The organism is Thioclava marina, from assembly GCF_002020135.1.
In the GTDB taxonomy this organism is placed as follows: Bacteria; Pseudomonadota; Alphaproteobacteria; order Rhodobacterales; family Rhodobacteraceae; genus Thioclava; species Thioclava marina.
In genome coordinates this window covers 1,641,296-1,658,422 of the sequence record NZ_MPZS01000001.1, presented here as the reverse complement: position 1 = coordinate 1,658,422, position 17,127 = coordinate 1,641,296, and the positions used below count along the sequence as shown (strand labels likewise).

Here is a 17,127-nt window from a genome sequence, read left to right as displayed (position 1 = left end):
CCATGGCACGCAAGAAAGGCCGCGATATTTCCGGCTGGCTCATCGTGGACAAACCCGCAGGCATCACCTCGACCTCGGTGGTGAACAAGGTGCGCTGGGCGCTGGGTGCGAAGAAGGCAGGCCATGCAGGCACGCTCGATCCGGCGGCGACGGGGGTTCTTGCGGTGGCGCTGGGCGAGGCCACGAAGACCGTGCCTTTCATCACCGATGCGCTGAAATGCTACCGGTTTCAGGTGCGGCTCGGGGCGGCGACCAAGACCGACGATGCCGAGGGCGAGGTGACCCAGACCTCCGATCTGCGCCCCACGGATGACGAGATCGCAGAGGCGCTCAAGGCGTTCGAGGGCGATATCGAACAGGTCCCGCCGCAATTCTCCGCCGTGAAGGTCGATGGCGAGCGCGCCTATGCGCTTGCGCGTGCAGGCGAGGAAATGGATCTCGCCGCGCGGCCCCTTTACGTGGAAAGCCTCGTGATGCTGGCGCGCCCCGATGCCGATACGGTCGAGCTGGAACTGGTTTGCGGCAAGGGTGGCTATGTGCGTTCCATCGCGCGCGATCTGGGGCAGAAGCTGGGCTGTCTCGGTCATGTACTCTGGCTGCGCCGCGAATGGTCGGGGCCCTTCGAGGCAAGCGACGGGATGACGATCGAGCAGATCGACGAGCTGGCAAAGACGCCCGAGCTCGACGCGAAACTTTTGCCGGTGGAGCTGGGCCTGGAAGATTTGCCGCAGCTCAAGGCCACACCCGAGGGCGCGGTGCGGCTGAAGAACGGCAACCCGGGCATGGTTCTGCCGGGCGAGGCCGAATGGGGCGATGAGGTCTGGGTCAGCTTCGAGGGCCAGCCGCTCGCCGTGGGCATCTACAAATCCGGCGAGGTGCATCCGAGCCGCGTCTTCAATCTTTGACGCGCCCCCGCGACTTGGTCCAAATATCCCCGCCGGAGGCATCCGACGCGACCAGAAGCGCAAGGAAGGGAACGACGAGCACGATGATCACGCGCGAGCATATCAAGGGCGACGCCCCCTCCGTCGCGGTCTATTCCGATTGCGAGGCCTACCGCTACCTGCTTACTCGGGTCTGGGATGACGAAGCGCCGCGCGCGCTTTTCATCATGCTTAACCCTTCGACTGCGACCGAGGTGCAGAACGATCCCACCGTGGAGCGTTGCGAACGCCGCGCCCGGGCGCTCGGTTTCGGCGCGTTCCGTGTGACGAACATCTTCGCCTATCGCGCCACCGACCCGAAGGTGATGCGCGCGCAGGCCGATCCGGTCGGGCCGGAGAACGATACGGCGATCCGCAAGAGCCTCGATTGGGCCGGTGGGCCAAGCGACCGGATCATCTGTGCCTGGGGGGCGCATGGCGCGCATCTGGATCGCGGCGCGGCTGTGGAGCGGCTCTTGCGCGCGACGGGGCGCGAATTGCATCACCTTGGCCTGACCAAGGCAGGCGCGCCCAAACATCCGCTCTATATCGCCTATGAGCATCAGCCCGAGCCCTGGCCCGCGCCGTGACCGGCCACGGATCGTTAAGCATTTAACTCTTTAGAATTAGGGGAAGAACGCTTCCCGACGCTACAATCGCCCTGTTTTCACGGGGGTGAGCAAGATGCTGTTTCTGTCCGGTTTGCTGGGCTTGTTCGTCGCGGGGGCGTCGGCGGGGCTCATCGCGTTTTCGACGCCCGACGAAGACGATGCAGAGCCGGACGAACCTCACGACGAGGGGCCAGAGGTCGAGGGACCCGATCTGCTCGACGTCGCTTCCGAGAATTACGCGGATGTCAGCGCGGGCGAGATGCGAACTGATCCTGTCGCCTCGCCCGAAGCCAGCGATGGCGATGACATTCTCTGGGGAGACGATGCGGCGAACGAGATTGCGGGCGGCACCGGCGGGGATCAGATCGCGGGCTATGCAGGCGATGACACGCTTTGGGGTGAAGGCGGCGACGATCGCCTTTTCGGAGATTCGGGCGCGGATGATCTGAGCGGTGGCGCCGGGGCGGATACACTTGAAGGCGGCGACGGTGACGATCGGCTGCGCGGGGACGAAGGCGATGACGTGCTCTCGGGCGGTTTCGGGGCGGATACCCTCTCGGGCGATGCGGGGGCAGACAGGCTACTGGGCGGGGCCGGGGCGGATTGGCTCTCGGGCGGGACAGGGGATGACACGCTCTGCGGGGCAGACGGCGACGATACGCTTTTGGGCGGTGCCGGTGATGATGAACTCAACGGCGATGCCGGAGACGACCTTTTGATCGGGAGCAGCGCAGATCGGGCAGTGATGGACGCCGATACGCTCAATGGCGGCGCGGGGGCCGATACGCTTCTGGCGGGCCTAGGCGACTGGGCCGAGGGCGGAGAAGAGGCGGATCTCTTCGCATTGAGCGATCAAATCGATCCCGCGGCACCCGCGACGATTGCCGATTACACCCCCGGCGAGGACCGGATTGCGGTGCTCTACGATCCGGCGGGCGCGCCGGAGCCCACCATCAGTATCGAACCCTCCGAGGCGCATGACGGCGCGGCCTTTGTGCTTCTCGATGGGGTGCGGCTGGCCGAGGTGCTGAACGCGGGGGATCTGCGCGCCGAGGATGTTACCTTGATGGTCCCGTCGGATCTGCCGGGAGCCGCCCTGCCGGAGGCAGCAAAATAAGGCTTTTCATCACGTCGATTCGCGTCTATATGCGCGCATCTGCCCCGTTCGGGGTGGATATATGGACCTTGCTGGACGACATCCCGGCTCGTGCCCGAACCCTCAATACAGGAGATCCCGATGTCGATCACCGTTGAAGACAAGAACGCGCTCATCAAGGAATACGGCACCAAGGAAGGCGACACCGGTTCGCCCGAAGTTCAGGTCGCTATCCTCTCGAAGCGCATCGCCAACCTGACCGAGCACTTCAAAGAGCACAAGAAAGACAACCACTCGCGTCGTGGTCTTCTGATGCTCGTCGCGCAGCGCCGCAAGCTGCTCGACTACCTGAAGGCCAAGGACGTGGCACGCTACCAGTCGCTGATCGAGCGTCTCGGCCTGCGTCGCTAAGACCGTCCGGTTCGTCGGAATACGCAACGCCCGTCTCGTCAAGAGGCGGGCGTTTTGCTTTGCGCCGGGGCGCGTTGATCTATGCGCTGGCGAAACCCTCGGGGCGAAAACGCACCAGCGCCTCCGGGCCTTTCGGGTCGAGGTCGTAAAGCGCGGGACGATCGGCCAGATAGGAGCGCCAGCGCTTTTCGGGCAGCTCGCTGATCTTGACGCCATGCGCGTTTTTCATCGCGGACGAGAGATGGGTGATCAGCATGCCGCGCCCCGCCTTGCTGTGCTGCGCAATTGTCGAACGGATCTTGTGATCGAGAGAGAGCGCCTTGGCGGGCTGGGGCGCGGTTGGCTTGGATGGTTGCGCTGCGGTCTTGGTCGCGGCTTTCACGGGAGGTTTGGTCGCCGGGGCTTCGAGTGAGTGAAAGATCGAGCAGGCCTCGCGGAATGTGGGGGGCGTTTTGCCCTCTCCGATCCCGATCACCTCCTTGCCCTTGTCGCGCAAGCGCGTCGCGAGATGGGTGAAGTCGCCATCCGAGCTTGCGATCACGAACCGCTCCGCCTGATCAGCGAGCGCGATCTCGAGCGCGTCGAGCGAAAGCAGGAGATCGCCCGCATTCTTGCCACATCCCGAATGGATCAGGCGGATCGCCGGATGCTCGCCCCATCCCTTGATCTTTGCCACATCCCCATAGGCACGCCGCAAGAAAGGCTCTCCACCCGATCTTGCGCGTGACAGGATCTTGGCGGCGAGGCTCGGGGAGATGTTTTCGGCGTCGATAAAAAGGGCAGTGCGCTTGTTCATGAAGGATCGGTAATTCTTTCTTAGCTATCTGAATTCAAAGTGACAGGTCATTGCGGCCAGATTTGGGCGCACCCTCGCCGGAGCGCCCAACTCAATCCTTCCCAAACCCCTTCATTTCCTGTAAGGGCAGCCCCATCTGAGACGTGACGCCCAAGGCCCCCGGGCGCGTGCATAAGGATTGGGGGCGGCGGCAATGGGGCCGCCATGCAAACGGGAGACACGGGATACGCCTGTGAGTGCTCCCAGACAGGATACGCTGAATGTTCAATGTTGTGAAAAAATCCATCCAGTGGGGCGAAGAAGAGCTCACGCTGGAAACCGGCAAGGTTGCCCGTCAGGCTGACGGCTCGGTCATCGCCACTCTGGGCGAGACGAGCGTCATGGCCAACGTGACCTTCGCCAAGGAACCGAAGCCGGGTCAGGACTTCTTCCCGCTCACGGTTCACTACCAGGAAAAATACTACGCCGCCGGTAAAGTGCCGGGTGGCTTCTTCAAGCGCGAAGCCCGTCCGTCCGAAAAAGAGACGCTGACGGCGCGCCTGATCGACCGTCCGTGCCGTCCGCTCTTCGTGGAAGGCTTCAAGAACGAAGTGCTCGTGATGTGCACCGTTCTCTCGCATGACCTCGTGAACGAGCCCGACATCGTCGCGATGATCGCCGCTTCGGCTGCGCTGACCATTTCGGGCGTGCCGTTCATGGGCCCGATCGCCGCTGCGCGCGTCGGCTTCTCGGATGGCGAATACATCCTGAACCCCGAAGTCGACGACATGCAGAAGCTGCGCGAGAACCCCGAGCAGCGTCTCGACCTCGTCGTCGCGGGCACCAAGGACGCCGTGATGATGGTGGAATCCGAAGCCTACGAGCTTTCGGAAGAGGAAATGCTCGGCGCCGTGAAGTTCGGCCATGAGGCGATGCAGCCGGTGATCGACCTGATCATCGACCTCGCCGAAGCCGCCGCGAAAGAGCCCTTCGACTTCCAGGCCCCCGACTACAAGCCGATGCTCGACGTGGTCAAAGGTCTCGGCGAAGAGAAGATGCGCGCCGCCTATGCGATCACCGACAAGCAGGAGCGCGTGGCCGCCGTCGCCGCCGCCAAGGAAGAGATCAAGGCGCAGCTGACCGAAGAGCAGCTCGAAGATCCGACGCTCGGCACCGCGATGAAGAAGCTGGAATCGGCCGTGCTGCGTGGCGACGTCGTGAAGAACGGCCGCCGCATCGACGGTCGTGCGCTCAACGAAGTGCGCCCGATCGTGTCGGAAACCGGCATCCTGCCACGCACCCACGGTTCGGCCCTGTTCACCCGTGGCGAGACGCAGGCGCTGGTCGTGACCACGCTCGGCACCGGCGATGACGAACAGATCATCGACGCGCTGCACGGCAACTCGCGCTCGAACTTCCTGCTGCACTACAACTTCCCGCCCTACTCGGTCGGCGAAGTGGGCCGCGTGGGTTCGCCCGGCCGTCGTGAAATCGGTCACGGCAAGCTGGCATGGCGCGCGCTGCAGGCGGTGCTGCCGGCGGCGACCGACTTCCCCTACACGATCCGCGTGGTCTCCGAGATCACGGAATCGAACGGCTCTTCGTCGATGGCTTCGGTCTGCGGCGGGTCGCTGTCGATGATGGATGCGGGCGTGCCGCTGAAAGCCGCCGTCGCAGGCGTCGCGATGGGCCTCGTGCTGGAAGATGACGGCTCCTGGGCCGTGCTGACCGACATCCTTGGCGACGAGGATCACCTCGGCGACATGGACTTCAAGGTTGCTGGTACCGCCGAAGGCATCACCTCGCTGCAGATGGACATCAAGGTCGCGGGCATCACCCCCGAGATCATGGAGAAAGCCCTCGCGCAGGCGAAGGACGGTCGGATGCACATCCTCGGCGAGATGAACAAGGCGCTCTCCGAGGGCCGTTCGGAATTCTCCGCTCATGCTCCGCGCATCGAGACGATGCAGATCCCGACCGACAAGATCCGCGAAGTGATCGGTTCGGGCGGCAAGGTGATCCGCGAGATCGTGGAAGTGTCGGGCGCCAAGGTCGACATCAACGACGACGGCATCATCAAGATCGCTTCGGCCAATGGCGATGCCATCAAGAAGGCCTACGACATGATCCACGCGATCGTGGCGGAGCCCGAAGAGGGCCAGATCTACACCGGTAAGGTGGTGAAGCTGGTCGATTTCGGCGCTTTCGTGAACTTCTTCGGCAAGCGTGACGGCCTCGTGCACGTCTCGCAGATCGCCAACAAGCGCCTGAACCACCCGAGCGACGTGCTCAAGGAAGGTCAGGAAGTGAAGGTGAAACTTCTCGGCTTCGACGATCGCGGCAAAGTCCGCCTCGGCATGAAGATGGTCGATCAGGAAACCGGCGAGGAAATCGCGCCGGAGAAGAAGGACGAGAAGGCCGAGTGATCGGCTGATCTCCGTTTGCGACATCAGGAAGCCCCGGCCAAGCGCCGGGGCTTTTCATTACGTCTTTCGGCGCGCGAAGGCGATGTCGCTGAATGAACCGATGGCCCAGCCCCAGTGCTTTGACATGTCGAGGCCAGGGGTGAGCTCGAACCGGGCCATGCGGCCGATCGTTTCGACGGGTTCGATCAATCGCTCGACCTTATGGTATTTCCGCCGTTCTAGATAATCGTCGAAGAGAACGGTGACCGGGCGTGTGATCCGGAGCACAGCGGAGACGAAACAGGCGACCCTAAGCCGCCCGTCGATCAGGATCAGGTCGGGATGGATGAAGTCCGGACGGTCCCAGACGGAGAGCGGATAGGTGTGGAACCGGCCGAAGGCACGTTCGTCGATCGGCCGCCCCCAGGCGCCCACGGGGCCGATATCGGCGTGAATGACTTCAGCTTTCTTGGCCACGCCCGCCGCGCTCAGTCGCTCGCGCATCATCTGCGCCCAGTCAGGATCGGATTCCACGCTGAACACTCGCTTGCCGAGACGTCCAGCCAGCAGGGTCGAGCCGCCACTGCCATATTCCAGGATCGTGTCGGCCTTTGAATAGGCTCCGCGGAGATAATCCTGAACCTCTTGCGGGAAGGTGAGTTCGGGTTCCGATCGGGGTGCTGGAGCGCCACTCATCTCGCACATGACCCTTTTGCTAATGGTGTCGCAGTGACCTTATCGGGCAGCGCTTCTGCTCCTTGTGGCTGAGGGCGGAAGGAATGGGTCAGGCTGGCGGGGGCAAAGACGCCGAGCGTGTCTTGCATAATTCGAAGTTAGCGACCTGGTTTCAGCGTGCTTTTGTTAGTAGGGAGCGGAATTTTCTTACCAAGCCTTGCCGAGACCTCAGGCCCGAACGGAGGGCGGGATCCGGCAGCACGCTCATCGCGCTGGAAAAGCCGGCATCGAAGTTCGCCAGACTGTTTCGCGCATGATCGGCACAGGCCCGTGCCCGCTCTCTGGCGTCAGGTAAAAGGCATCTTTCCAATGCGCGATCAAGCTCTTCTTCAGTCACGCTGTCAGCTTCAAAGACTTCTTCCCACCCGATTTCCCGAGTTTGCCGACTGACTTTGTCGCCCCCGAGAACGGCATCAATGGAAATAGCGGGAACGCCATTTTTCAGGGCAAGAACCGTGCCGTGCAACCTCGTCGTCAACAGCACATCGACGCGGGCAACCGCAGATTCGAACTGGGCGGCATTATAGAAGCCGTTCTCGACATGCTGCTGGCGGTTCGGCGCGAGAACGGTATCGATTTCAATGCACGCCGCACCCGAGCGGCGTATGAGCCCTTCCAGAAGGTCTTTCGCCTTGGCGTGTCTTTGGCGGCTGCCATACTCGCGTTGGCTATCGACGAGACATAGCCCCAAAACCGGAACGCGCGGTTCTTCTTGCAGAAAGCTCAGATCAGGGCGCGTCACCCTGTTGCTGTCGCGTTCGATCAGCGCGTCGAAGGGGTTGAATGCTTCTAGGTCTGCAACCATCGTGAGGTTGACGCCAATGAAGGCACAATGCTCAAAGTGTCGCAGCGTCTCCCAGCGTTTTTCCATCATCTTTCGGGTCAACGGACCGCAGACGAAGACAACGTGCGAATAGTCTCGTGGATCGAGCGTCGACACGTCGACCCACTCATCAAACATCTCTGTTCTGCGCTTCGAGAAGGGCGCTACTTCAAAGGGCACTCCTAGGTCGCGAAGGCGCCGAGTGACCTGATGAAGAACTTCGACATCGCCGACAGTGCTTAAGGCGCCCATCAGGAGCGCGCGCCTCGGCTTCACTGTCTCGATGTTCCGAGCCATTACCCGATTACCTGCTTCCTGAATTGAATGAGGATATCAAAGCCTGCCGCAGATACTACGGCAGGCTCTTGTCTTGTCCAATCAGCCTTGCGACTTGACGGTGCGCAGGTAGGGAAGCTTGACGTCGACTTCGCCGAACTTCTCTTTTGCTTCGTCGGTCGACATCGACAGCGCGACGATCACGTCCTGGCCGGGAACCCAGTTCGCCGGGGTGGCGAAGGGATGGCCGTCGGTGGCCTGGATCGCGTCGAGAGCGCGCAGGATCTCGGCGAAGTTGCGGCCGACCGACATCGGGTAGGACATGGTCAGGCGGACTTTCTTGTCCGGGCCGATGATGAAGACGGTGCGCACGGAGGCCGAGTCGGCTGCGGTGCGGCCGTCGGGCATGTAGGCATCGGCGGGAAGCATGTCATAGAGCTTCGACACGTTGAGCGAGGTGTCGTCGATGATCGGGAAGTTCGCGGGCGCGCCGGCGACTTTCTCGATGTCCGATTTCCACTTGATGTGCTCTTCGACGCTGTCGACCGAGACGCCCATCACCTTGGTGTTGCGCTTCTCGAATTCGGAGGCGAGCTGGGCGACGGCGCTGAACTCGGTGGTGCAGACTGGGGTGAAGTCTTTCGGGTGCGAGAACAGGATTGCGTAGCTGTCGCCGATCCAGTCGTGGAACTTGATCTCGCCAGCGGTCGAGTCGGTGGTGAAATCGGGAGCAATGTCGTTAATGCGCAGGCCCATGGGCAACCTCCAGTCAGCAGCAGAATTTCTGTCCGGGGCGAATATAGGCGTTGGGACAGCGGGCTTCCAGACGGTTTAGAATGTTTTTAAGTCTTCTTCGCACAGGCTTGCGCAGTTCGCGCCAGAGTGAGAGGGTTCACGCGGAAAACAGGCGGGAGGCGCACATGATCGAGAAGCGTGAATTCTATATCAACGGGGCTTGGGTTGCTCCGAAAGTCGCACGCGATTGCGAGGTGATCGACCCCTCCACCGAGGAACCCTGCGCGGTGATCTCGCTGGGCGATCAGGCCGATACCGATGCCGCCGTCGCGGCGGCCAAGGCGGCGCTGCCGGGCTGGAAGGCAACCGACCCGGCCGAGCGGATCGCGGCGGTCGAGCGCATCGCCAAGGTCTATGCCGAACGCGCCGAGGACATGGCGCAGGCGATGAGCCTCGAGATGGGCGCGCCGATTGACCTGGCGCGCAAGAACCAGTGGGGCGCGGGCGCCTATCACATCAAGAATTTCATCGACGCTGCCAAGGCGTTCGACTGGGTTCACCCCTTGGGGGACGGTACGCCGGGCGCGATGATCTCCTATGAGGCGGTCGGCGTCGTGGGGCTGATCACGCCCTGGAACTGGCCGATGAACCAGGTCACGCTGAAGGTGATCCCGGCGATCCTTGCGGGTTGTACGATGGTGCTGAAGCCCTCGGAAGAGGCGCCGCTTTCATCGATGCTCTTTGCCGAGATCGTCGACGCGGCGGGGCTGCCCGAGGGCGTGTTCAACCTCGTCAACGGGGATGGCGTGGGCGTTGGCACGCAGCTCTCGACCCATCCCGATATCGAGATGATCTCCTTCACCGGCTCGACCCGCGCGGGCCGGGCGATCTCGAAAGCGGCGGCGGATACGCTCAAGCGGGTGACGCTGGAACTGGGCGGCAAGGGCGCGAACCTCGTCTTTGCCGATGCGGATGACGATGCGGTGGCGCGCGGCGTGCGGCATTGCTTCCAGAACTCCGGGCAAAGCTGCAATGCGCCGACCCGGATGCTGGTCGAGCGTGCTGCCTATGACCGCGCGGTGGAAATCGCGCGCAAGACCGCAGAGGAAACGCAGGTTGGCAGCCCGCGCGAAGAGGGCAAGCATATCGGCCCGGTGGTGAACAAGGCGCAGTTCGAGAAGATCCAGGGGCTGATCGAGACCGGAATCGCGGAAGGCGCGAAGCTGCTTGCAGGCGGTCCGGGCCGGCCCGAACACCTCAATCGCGGCTTCTATGTTCGGCCCACGGTGTTTGCGGATTGCGATCCCTCGATGACGATCATGAACGAGGAAATCTTCGGGCCGGTGTTGTCGATCATGCCGTTTGACAGCGAAGAGCAGGCGCTCGAGGTCGCGAATGCGACGCCCTACGGGCTGACCAACTACGTGCAGTCGGGTGATGGCGCGCGTCGTAACCGTCTCGCGCGGGCGCTGCGCTCGGGCATGGTCGAGATGAACGGGCAGGATCGCGGTGCGGGCGCACCCTTTGGCGGCGTTGGCGCCTCGGGTCGGGCGCGCGAAGGCGGCCGCTGGGGCATCGAGGAATTCTGCGACGTGAAATCGATCTCGGGCTGGGCGGAGTAAAAGGGGCTCTGCCCCGTCTCCTTCGGAGACTCCCCGAGATATTTTGATCAAGAAGAAGAGGGGCGGTTGCGCATGCGGCCGCCCTTCGACATGATCGCGCGGCTTTTGGAACGGGAGAGAATGATGAGCTTCACGCTGGCGACCTGGAACATCAACTCGGTGCGGCTGCGCGAGGGGCTTGTCTGCAAGTTGATGGCGGAGGAATCGCCCGACGTGCTCTGCCTGCAGGAATGCAAGAGCCCGGTCGAGAAGATCCCGGTCGAAGCGTTCAAGGCGCTCGGTTACACCCACATGGTTGCGCGCGGCCAGAAGGGCTACAACGGGGTCGCGATCCTTTCCAAGATCCCGATGGCGGAGGTCTCGGCGCATGATTTCGCCGATCTCGGCCATGCGCGCCACGTCGCCGCGACGCTCGAGAACGGGGTGACGGTTCACAATTTCTATGTGCCTGCGGGCGGCGATGTGCCGGACCGCGAGGTGAACGTGAAATTCGGCCAGAAGCTCGATTATCTCACCCAGATGCGCGATCATTTCGCCGCGGAGGGTGCGAAGAAATCGATCCTCGTGGGCGATCTGAACATCGCGCCGCGCGAGGATGACGTCTGGAGCCACAAGCAGCTTCTCAAGATCGTCAGCCATACGCCGATCGAAGTGGAGCATCTGACCGACGTGATGGAAGCGGGCAAATGGGTCGATGTGACCCGGCAGGACATTCCCGAGGGCTTGCTCTATTCGTGGTGGTCGTATCGTGCGCGCGATTGGGATGCGGCCGACAAGGGGCGCCGGCTCGATCATATCTGGGCCACGCCCGATATCTCGAATGCCGCCCATGGCAGCCGGGTTCTGCGCGCCGCGCGCGGCTGGGAGCAGCCCTCCGATCACGCGCCGGTTTTCGCGACCTTCGACCTGTGAGGCTTGCGGCGCCACGCCGCGCGGAAACGGGTTTGCGTTTCGTGCGTCCGGGTCCATATAGGGATTAAATCCTCCGCAATATCGGGAGACAGACATGCTGGAACTTGGTGGAAACGCGAATGCCGCGCCGAAAGGCGACTACGTCAAGGACGTGAACGAGGCCAACTTCATGGCCGAGGTGATCGAGAAATCGCAAGAAGTGCCGGTCATCGTCGATTTCTGGGCGCCCTGGTGTGGCCCTTGTCGTCAGCTTGGCCCGGCGCTCGAAGCCGAGGTCGAGGCCGCGAAGGGCGCGGTCGTGATGGCAAAGGTCAATGTCGACGAGAACCAGATGATCGCGGGTCAGCTGCGCATTCAGTCGATCCCGACCGTTTACGCCTTCTGGCAAGGTCAGCCGATCGACGGCTTCCAGGGGGCGCTGCCCGGCTCGGAAATCAAGAAATTCGTCGAAAAGCTGATCGAAGCGGCGGGCGGTTCAGCCGATGGCGGGTTGTCGGAAGCGGTCGAGGCGGCCGAGGCGATGCTGGGCGAAGGCGCGGCCGAAGATGCGGCAGAGACCTTTGCCGCGATTCTGGAAGAGGATCCCGAACTGGCCGAGGCGCATGGCGGTCTGATCCGCGCGCGCATCGCTCTGGGCGATCTCGATGCGGCGGAGGCGGCGCTGGCCGCGGTTCCGGCGAAGCTCGCGGATACCGCACCGATCGAGGCCGCGCGCGCGCAGCTGGATCTTGCCAAGCAGGCGCAATCGGCAGGCCCTGCCGACGATCTCAAGGCCAAGGTCGAGGCCGATCCGAACGATCATCAGGCGCGTTTCGACTATGCGCAGGCTCTATATGCGGCGGGCGAAGCCGAAGAGGCGGTCGATCAACTGCTCGAGCTGTTCCGCCGTGACCGCGAGTGGAATGACGGTGCGGCGAAGACTCAGCTCTTCACGATCTTCGATGCGCTCAAGCCGACCGATCCGGTTGTGGCAAAAGGTCGCCGCAAGCTGTCCTCTATGATATTTGCCTGAGCGTTGGGACGCGCTAGTTCCTTGCGCATGATGAAGCAAGGCGACCTGCCAGATACGATCCCGCTCTTTCCGCTGCCCGGCGCATTGCTGCTGCCCCGGGCGCGGCTGCCCCTGCATATCTTCGAGCCACGCTACCTGCAGATGATCGAGGATTGCATGAAGACCAAGACGCGGCTGATCGGGATGATCCAGCCGCTCAAGGGTCCGGAGGGGCAGAGCCATCTCAATGCGATCGGTTGTGCGGGCCGTCTGACCGGGTTCTCCGAGACCGAGGACGGGCGCTACATGATCACCCTTTCGGGGATTTCGCGCTTCCGTCTGCGGCGGCAGATCGAAGGGTTCACGCCCTATATCCGTGCCGAGGTGAGCTGGGACGGGTTCGAGCGCGATCTGGGGCCGGTCGAGCACGACACTGCCTTCAATCGCGACCAGTTCCTGGACCTGCTGTCGAAGTTCTTTCACGCGCAGGGGCTTGATACCGATTGGGAGACGCTCAAGGATGCTGATGACGAGTTGCTGATCAACTCGCTCGGGATGTTGCTGCCGCTCGAACCCGAGGACAAGCAGGCGCTTCTGGAGGCGCCGTGCCTTGCGACCCGGCGTGAGACGCTGGTGACACTGATCGAATACGCGCTGCATGGCGGCGGAGAGGAGAGGCTGCAATGAGTGACGAGGCTCCGGCGGAAAAGCAACTGTTCGACCGGCACATGCTCGAAGCTCTGGTCTGCCCGCTCACCCATGCGGTGCTCAAATACGACGCCGAAAAGCAGGAGCTGATCTCGCAGCCGGCCAAGCTCGCTTTCCCGATCCGCGGCGGGATACCGATCCTTCTCGTGGATGAGGCGCGGCGTCTGGACGATTAAAGCGCGCGGCCCTGCAGCAGGCGGGGCAGGGGGCCTGACAGGCCTGCGGCCTGCCGCATGAAGCCCCGGCGTAGTCCGGGGATCGCCTGAACCAGACCCATCCCGAGATCGCGGCCGGCCTTCAAAAGCGGGTTGTCGTTCGAGAAGAGCTTGTTGACCGTATCCATGCCAAGCGCGAGCGAAGTGGAATCGAAGCGTCGCCATCCCTGGTAACGCTCGAGCACATCCTGCGCGCCAATGTCTTCGCCGCGTCGCATTGCTTCCACCACGACTTCCGCAAGGGCGGCCACATCCCGCAATCCGAGGTTCAGGCCCTGACCCGCGATCGGGTGCACGCCATGTGCCGCGTCGCCCACCAGCGCCACGCGCTCTGCGGCATAGGCTTTCGCCAGCGTCAGGTTCAGCGGGTAGGAAAAGCGTGGGCCTGCGAGTTTGATCGGTCCGAGGAAATCCCCGAAGCGCGGGCGCAGAACGGCGAGGAAATCCTCGTCGTTCAGGGCCGAGATTGTCTTCGCGTTTTCGTCCGTCTCGCTCCATACGATCGAGGAGCGGTTGCCCTTGAGCGGCAGGATCGCCAGCGGGCCGGTCGGCATGAAGAACTGGTAGGCGATCCCGTCATGCGGTTTCTCGTGCTCGATCGCGGCGACAAGCGCGGTCTGACCATAGCCCCAGCCCTCGCGGGTGATGCCCGCGCGCTCGGCCACGCCCGAGCGGCGGCCATCGGCGCCGACCAGCAGCTTTGCGCACAGCGTCTTGCCGTCCGAAAGCGTCACCAGGACGCCGCCGGGCTGGACCTCCTGGCCCACGACCTGCGTCTGATGCAGCAGGGTGATCTTGTCGCTGGCCTCCATCGCGTCGAGGAAGGCGCGATAGAGAAAACGATCTTCCAACATGTAGCCGACTGGCGACTGGTCCAGCTCGCGCGAGTCGAAATGCAGGAAGAACAGCGCGGGGCCTTCGCCCGCATGGCCGTCCATCGCCTTCACCTCCATCATCGGCTGGGCCTGGTCGGCCAGCGGCTCCCAGACGCCGATTGCCGCGAGCAGTTTCTGCGAGGCGATGGCGAGCGCATAGGCGCGCCCGTCGAACGTATCGGTGGCTCGCTGTCGGGCCGGGGCAGCATCGACCAGCGTGACGGAGAGCCCGGCCGAGGCCAGCGCGAGGGCCAGAGCGGGGCCATTGAGACCGCCCCCGGCGATGATGACATCGGAATCGTGTTTCATGGCGCCTACTATGGCGCGGCAACCGGGATTGTCCATGCGCGGGACTGTCGCTAGCGTGACGAAAACGGCGATGGAGTAAGCGATGGAATGGCGTCTGGCGGGTGCAGCCGAACAGGGACGGGCGATTGCGGCGGGCGAGCTTGATCCGGTCGAGCTGGCCGAGGCCTATCTCGAGGCCGCGCGGGACGTCGGCGACATCTATGCGCGCTTGACGCCGGAACGCGCCCGTGACGAGGCGATGGCCGCCCATCAGCGGGCCAAACAGGGGCGACGCCGCGGATCGCTCGACGGGGTGTCGCTGTCGTGGAAGGATCTTTTCGATACGGCAGGCGTGGCCACGGAGGCCGGGTCGAGGTTGCTGCATGGCCGGGTGCCCGACGCCGATGCCGAGGTGCTGGTACAGGCGACGCTGGGTGGCGCGGTCTGCCTTGGCAAGACGCATATGACCGAACTGGCTTTTTCGGGACTTGGCATCAATCCGATGACCGCGACCCCGCCGAATATCCGTGACCCCAAGCTGGCGCCGGGGGGCTCTAGCTCGGGCGCGGCGCTGTCGGTCGCGCGTGGGCTGGCGGCAGCGGCGGTCGGGTCGGATACGGGCGGGTCGGTGCGCATCCCCTCCGCCTGGAACGATCTGGTGGGGCTCAAGACGACGCATGGCCGGGTGACGACAAAGGGTGTTGTCCCGCTCTGCCGGTCTTTCGACACGGTCGGGCCTCTGGCGCGCAATGTCGAAGATTGCGCCCATGTGCTGGCCCTGCTCGAGGGGCGCGCGGTGCCCGATCTGCGCGAGGCGAGCCTTGCGGGAACGCGGCTTCTGGTGCTCGAAGGGCTGCCCTTCGAGGGTGCGCGCGAAAAGCCGGTGCAAGGGTTCGAGGGCGCCGTCGATCGGCTTGCAAAAGCCGGTGCGGTGATCGAGCGACGCGGTCTGCCGATGGTGCGCCCTGCGATGGAGCTCTCTGGCATCCTGTTCGCGCCCGAGGCCTATGGCGAGTGGAAGCACGTGATCGAGGCCGCGCCCGAGAAGATGTATCCGGTGATCCGCGACCGGTTTCGTACCGGGCGAGATGTGCTGGCCTCGGAATACGTGGCTGGCTGGCATGCGCTGGCCGAGTATCGCGCGCAATATCTGGAAGCCACGGCGGAATATGACGCTGTGCTTGTCGCGACCGCGCCGATCGAGCCGCCCGACGCGCAGCGCCTGCTCACCGACAAGGCCTATTTCGAGAGCGAGAACCTGCTCGCGCTACGCAATACCCGGATCGGCAACATCCTTGGCCTCTGCGTTCTGACCCTGCCGACCGGCGTGCCATCTTGCGGGATCTCGTTGATGGCTGCGCCGATGCAGGAGGATCGTCTGCTGCGACTCGGGATGGCGGCGGAACGGGCGCTTGCCTGAAAAGTCACATTTTGCGACGTCAACCCGCTCTGGACTCAGTCTTTTTCTGGACGAAACCGCGCGGCTTTTGTAACCTCATTCTCAATAAGGGGCGAAATAGACCCCATTCGATGAGGCACAGATGGACTTTCCCGAGCGGTTTTCGAACCTGCCCGAATACGCATTCCCGCGGCTGCGGGCGTTGCTCGATTCGCATGAACCGGGTGGCGAGGTTCTGTCGATGTCCATCGGCGAGCCGCGCCATGCGATGCCCGGTTTCGTTGGCGAAGTGATCGCTCAACATCTTGGCGAATTTGCAAAATATCCGGCCAATGACGGAACGCCCGAACTTCTCGACGCGATCTCGGGTTGGTTGCGGCGGCGATTCGATGTCGAGATCGGGCCGGAGCGGATCATGGCGCTCAACGGCACGCGCGAAGGGCTCTACAATGCCGCGATGGCGCTGAGCCCCGAGGAGAAGCGGGGCCGCAAGCCGGTGATCCTGATCCCGAACCCGTTCTATCAGGTTTATGCGGTGGCCACCGCTGCCGTGGGTGCCGAACCCGTTTTCGTGCCCGCAGGGGCCGAGACCGGTTTCCTGCCCGATTACGCGGGCCTTGCGCCCGAGATCCTGGACCGCGTGTCGATCGCCTATCTTTGCTCGCCGTCGAATCCTCAGGGTGCGGTTGCCTCGCGCGAGTATCTCGCCGAGCTGCTGCATCTGGCCGAGAAGCACGATTTCGTCGTCTTCGCGGATGAGTGCTATTCCGAGATCTGGCGCGAGGCGCCTCCGCCGGGCGCCGCTCAGGTAGCCGAGGAAGAGGGGATCGACCCGGAGCGCGTGGTGATCTTCCATTCGCTCTCGAAGCGTTCGAACCTCCCCGGGCTGCGCTCGGGTTTTCTGGCCGCAGGGCCGCAAAGCATAAAGCATATCCGTCGTCTGCGCGCCTATTCCGGCGCGCCGCTGCCCCAGCCGCTGCAACGCGTGGCCGAGCGCGCCTGGGCAGATGAAGCCCATGTCGAGGAAAACCGCCGCCTCTATGCGGAGAAATACGAAGATGCCGGCCGGATCTTTGCCGGTGTGAACAGCTTCCGGTTGCCGCAAGGCGGGTTCTTCCTGTGGCTGCCGGTGGAAGACGGAGAGACGGCTGCCCTGAAACTCTGGCAAGAGACCGGGATCAGGGTACTGCCGGGCGCCTATCTGGCGCGTGAGGTGAGTGGGGACAATCCCGGCAAGGGATTCATCCGGGTGGCCCTGGTCGCCCCAAGAGAAGAAACGCAGCGGGCGCTGATCCAGCTTCGCGACTGCATTTACGGTTGAGGACGG

At 63.4% G+C, this 17,127-nt stretch carries 17 protein-coding genes; 12 read left to right on the top strand and 5 right to left on the bottom strand.

Annotated elements, in window-relative coordinates:
• The first annotated feature begins 2 nt into the window (after positions 1–2).
• The 4 genes from truB (at position 3) to rpsO (ending at position 3,041) form a co-directional block, all read left to right on the top strand.
• Entirely contained in the window at positions 3–905 is a 903-nt protein-coding gene (gene truB, locus BMG00_RS08000) for a tRNA pseudouridine(55) synthase TruB (protein WP_078573863.1), read from the top strand.
• 83 nt (positions 906–988) lie between these two features.
• Positions 989–1,513 carry a DUF1643 domain-containing protein gene (locus BMG00_RS07995; RefSeq protein WP_078573862.1) on the top strand — a complete coding sequence of 175 codons (525 nt, stop codon included), beginning with the start codon at positions 989–991 and terminating at the stop codon, positions 1,511–1,513.
• Between the two features lie 94 nt (positions 1,514–1,607).
• Positions 1,608–2,651, top strand: a complete 1,044-nt coding sequence (locus BMG00_RS07990; RefSeq protein ID WP_078573861.1) for a calcium-binding protein — start codon at positions 1,608–1,610, stop codon at positions 2,649–2,651.
• Positions 2,652–2,771: 120 nt separating this feature from the next.
• On the top strand, positions 2,772–3,041 hold the full coding sequence (gene rpsO / locus BMG00_RS07985) for a 30S ribosomal protein S15 (RefSeq protein ID WP_038075202.1): 270 nt from the start codon (positions 2,772–2,774) through the stop codon (positions 3,039–3,041).
• A gap of 79 nt (positions 3,042–3,120) precedes the next feature.
• Here rpsO and BMG00_RS07980 read toward each other — a convergent pair whose 3' ends face one another.
• Positions 3,121–3,837 carry an NYN domain-containing protein gene (locus tag BMG00_RS07980; protein WP_078573860.1) on the bottom strand — a complete coding sequence of 239 codons (717 nt, stop codon included), beginning with the start codon at positions 3,835–3,837 and terminating at the stop codon, positions 3,121–3,123.
• Between the two features lie 260 nt (positions 3,838–4,097).
• Here BMG00_RS07980 and pnp point away from each other — a divergent pair, with 260 nt between their 5' ends.
• A complete protein-coding gene (gene pnp, locus BMG00_RS07975; protein ID WP_078526201.1) occupies positions 4,098–6,242 on the top strand; it encodes a polyribonucleotide nucleotidyltransferase in 2,145 nt (714 codons plus the stop codon).
• A gap of 57 nt (positions 6,243–6,299) precedes the next feature.
• Here the strand turns inward: pnp and BMG00_RS07970 are convergent, their stop codons facing one another.
• From BMG00_RS07970 to BMG00_RS07960, 3 genes are all read right to left on the bottom strand, one after another.
• The gene (locus tag BMG00_RS07970; protein WP_245794967.1) at positions 6,300–6,926 is read right to left on the bottom strand and encodes an O-methyltransferase; all 627 of its coding nucleotides are present in this window, start codon (positions 6,924–6,926) and stop codon (positions 6,300–6,302) included.
• Between the two features lie 142 nt (positions 6,927–7,068).
• Positions 7,069–8,076 carry a polysaccharide pyruvyl transferase family protein gene (locus BMG00_RS07965; protein ID WP_078526199.1) on the bottom strand — a complete coding sequence of 336 codons (1,008 nt, stop codon included), beginning with the start codon at positions 8,074–8,076 and terminating at the stop codon, positions 7,069–7,071.
• An 81-nt stretch (positions 8,077–8,157) separates the two neighbouring features.
• Positions 8,158–8,811 (bottom strand): peroxiredoxin, encoded by a 654-nt coding sequence (locus BMG00_RS07960; protein WP_078526197.1) that lies wholly within the window; start codon positions 8,809–8,811, stop codon positions 8,158–8,160.
• 164 nt (positions 8,812–8,975) lie between these two features.
• Here BMG00_RS07960 and BMG00_RS07955 point away from each other — a divergent pair, with 164 nt between their 5' ends.
• From BMG00_RS07955 to BMG00_RS07935, 5 genes are all read left to right on the top strand, one after another.
• Entirely contained in the window at positions 8,976–10,412 is a 1,437-nt protein-coding gene (locus BMG00_RS07955; RefSeq protein WP_078526195.1) for an aldehyde dehydrogenase family protein, read from the top strand.
• A gap of 123 nt (positions 10,413–10,535) precedes the next feature.
• Positions 10,536–11,324 (top strand): exodeoxyribonuclease III, encoded by a 789-nt coding sequence (locus tag BMG00_RS07950; RefSeq protein ID WP_078527218.1) that lies wholly within the window; start codon positions 10,536–10,538, stop codon positions 11,322–11,324.
• Between the two features lie 94 nt (positions 11,325–11,418).
• Positions 11,419–12,336 (top strand): thioredoxin family protein, encoded by a 918-nt coding sequence (locus BMG00_RS07945; protein ID WP_078526193.1) that lies wholly within the window; start codon positions 11,419–11,421, stop codon positions 12,334–12,336.
• Between the two features lie 27 nt (positions 12,337–12,363).
• Positions 12,364–13,002: an LON peptidase substrate-binding domain-containing protein gene (locus tag BMG00_RS07940; protein WP_078526191.1), complete on the top strand. Its 639-nt coding sequence runs from the start codon at positions 12,364–12,366 to the stop codon at positions 13,000–13,002.
• Positions 12,999–13,199, top strand: a complete 201-nt coding sequence (locus tag BMG00_RS07935) for a Trm112 family protein (protein ID WP_078526189.1) — start codon at positions 12,999–13,001, stop codon at positions 13,197–13,199. Before BMG00_RS07940 ends, BMG00_RS07935 begins: the two co-directional genes overlap by 4 nt.
• On the opposite strand, the gene BMG00_RS07930 is transcribed toward BMG00_RS07935, so the two are convergent.
• The gene (locus BMG00_RS07930) at positions 13,196–14,422 is read right to left on the bottom strand and encodes a UbiH/UbiF/VisC/COQ6 family ubiquinone biosynthesis hydroxylase (RefSeq protein ID WP_078573858.1); all 1,227 of its coding nucleotides are present in this window, start codon (positions 14,420–14,422) and stop codon (positions 13,196–13,198) included. The genes BMG00_RS07935 and BMG00_RS07930 overlap by 4 nt on opposite strands.
• A gap of 82 nt (positions 14,423–14,504) precedes the next feature.
• Here BMG00_RS07930 and BMG00_RS07925 point away from each other — a divergent pair, with 82 nt between their 5' ends.
• Positions 14,505–15,821 (top strand): amidase, encoded by a 1,317-nt coding sequence (locus BMG00_RS07925; RefSeq protein WP_078573856.1) that lies wholly within the window; start codon positions 14,505–14,507, stop codon positions 15,819–15,821.
• Positions 15,822–15,942: 121 nt separating this feature from the next.
• Complete coding sequence (locus BMG00_RS07920) at positions 15,943–17,121, top strand: aminotransferase class I/II-fold pyridoxal phosphate-dependent enzyme (protein WP_078573855.1); 1,179 nt, start codon at positions 15,943–15,945, stop codon at positions 17,119–17,121.
• Positions 17,122–17,127: the final 6 nt, after the last annotated feature.

Excerpts from the sequence above, each read along its gene's own strand:
- truB (WP_078573863.1), top strand. The coding sequence starts at position 3 with ATGGCACGCAAGAAAGGCCGCGATATTTCCGGCTGGCTCATCGTGGAC.
- BMG00_RS07995 (WP_078573862.1), top strand. The coding sequence starts at position 989 with ATGATCACGCGCGAGCATATCAAGGGCGACGCCCCCTCCGTCGCGGTC.
- BMG00_RS07990 (WP_078573861.1), top strand. The coding sequence starts at position 1,608 with ATGCTGTTTCTGTCCGGTTTGCTGGGCTTGTTCGTCGCGGGGGCGTCG.
- rpsO (WP_038075202.1), top strand. The coding sequence starts at position 2,772 with ATGTCGATCACCGTTGAAGACAAGAACGCGCTCATCAAGGAATACGGC.
- BMG00_RS07980 (WP_078573860.1), bottom strand. The coding sequence starts at position 3,837 with ATGAACAAGCGCACTGCCCTTTTTATCGACGCCGAAAACATCTCCCCG.
- pnp (WP_078526201.1), top strand. The coding sequence starts at position 4,098 with ATGTTCAATGTTGTGAAAAAATCCATCCAGTGGGGCGAAGAAGAGCTC.
- BMG00_RS07970 (WP_245794967.1), bottom strand. The coding sequence starts at position 6,926 with ATGTGCGAGATGAGTGGCGCTCCAGCACCCCGATCGGAACCCGAACTC.
- BMG00_RS07965 (WP_078526199.1), bottom strand. The coding sequence starts at position 8,076 with ATGGCTCGGAACATCGAGACAGTGAAGCCGAGGCGCGCGCTCCTGATG.
- BMG00_RS07960 (WP_078526197.1), bottom strand. The coding sequence starts at position 8,811 with ATGGGCCTGCGCATTAACGACATTGCTCCCGATTTCACCACCGACTCG.
- BMG00_RS07955 (WP_078526195.1), top strand. The coding sequence starts at position 8,976 with ATGATCGAGAAGCGTGAATTCTATATCAACGGGGCTTGGGTTGCTCCG.
- BMG00_RS07950 (WP_078527218.1), top strand. The coding sequence starts at position 10,536 with ATGAGCTTCACGCTGGCGACCTGGAACATCAACTCGGTGCGGCTGCGC.
- BMG00_RS07945 (WP_078526193.1), top strand. The coding sequence starts at position 11,419 with ATGCTGGAACTTGGTGGAAACGCGAATGCCGCGCCGAAAGGCGACTAC.
- BMG00_RS07940 (WP_078526191.1), top strand. The coding sequence starts at position 12,364 with ATGATGAAGCAAGGCGACCTGCCAGATACGATCCCGCTCTTTCCGCTG.
- BMG00_RS07935 (WP_078526189.1), top strand. The coding sequence starts at position 12,999 with ATGAGTGACGAGGCTCCGGCGGAAAAGCAACTGTTCGACCGGCACATG.
- BMG00_RS07930 (WP_078573858.1), bottom strand. The coding sequence starts at position 14,422 with ATGAAACACGATTCCGATGTCATCATCGCCGGGGGCGGTCTCAATGGC.
- BMG00_RS07925 (WP_078573856.1), top strand. The coding sequence starts at position 14,505 with ATGGAATGGCGTCTGGCGGGTGCAGCCGAACAGGGACGGGCGATTGCG.
- BMG00_RS07920 (WP_078573855.1), top strand. The coding sequence starts at position 15,943 with ATGGACTTTCCCGAGCGGTTTTCGAACCTGCCCGAATACGCATTCCCG.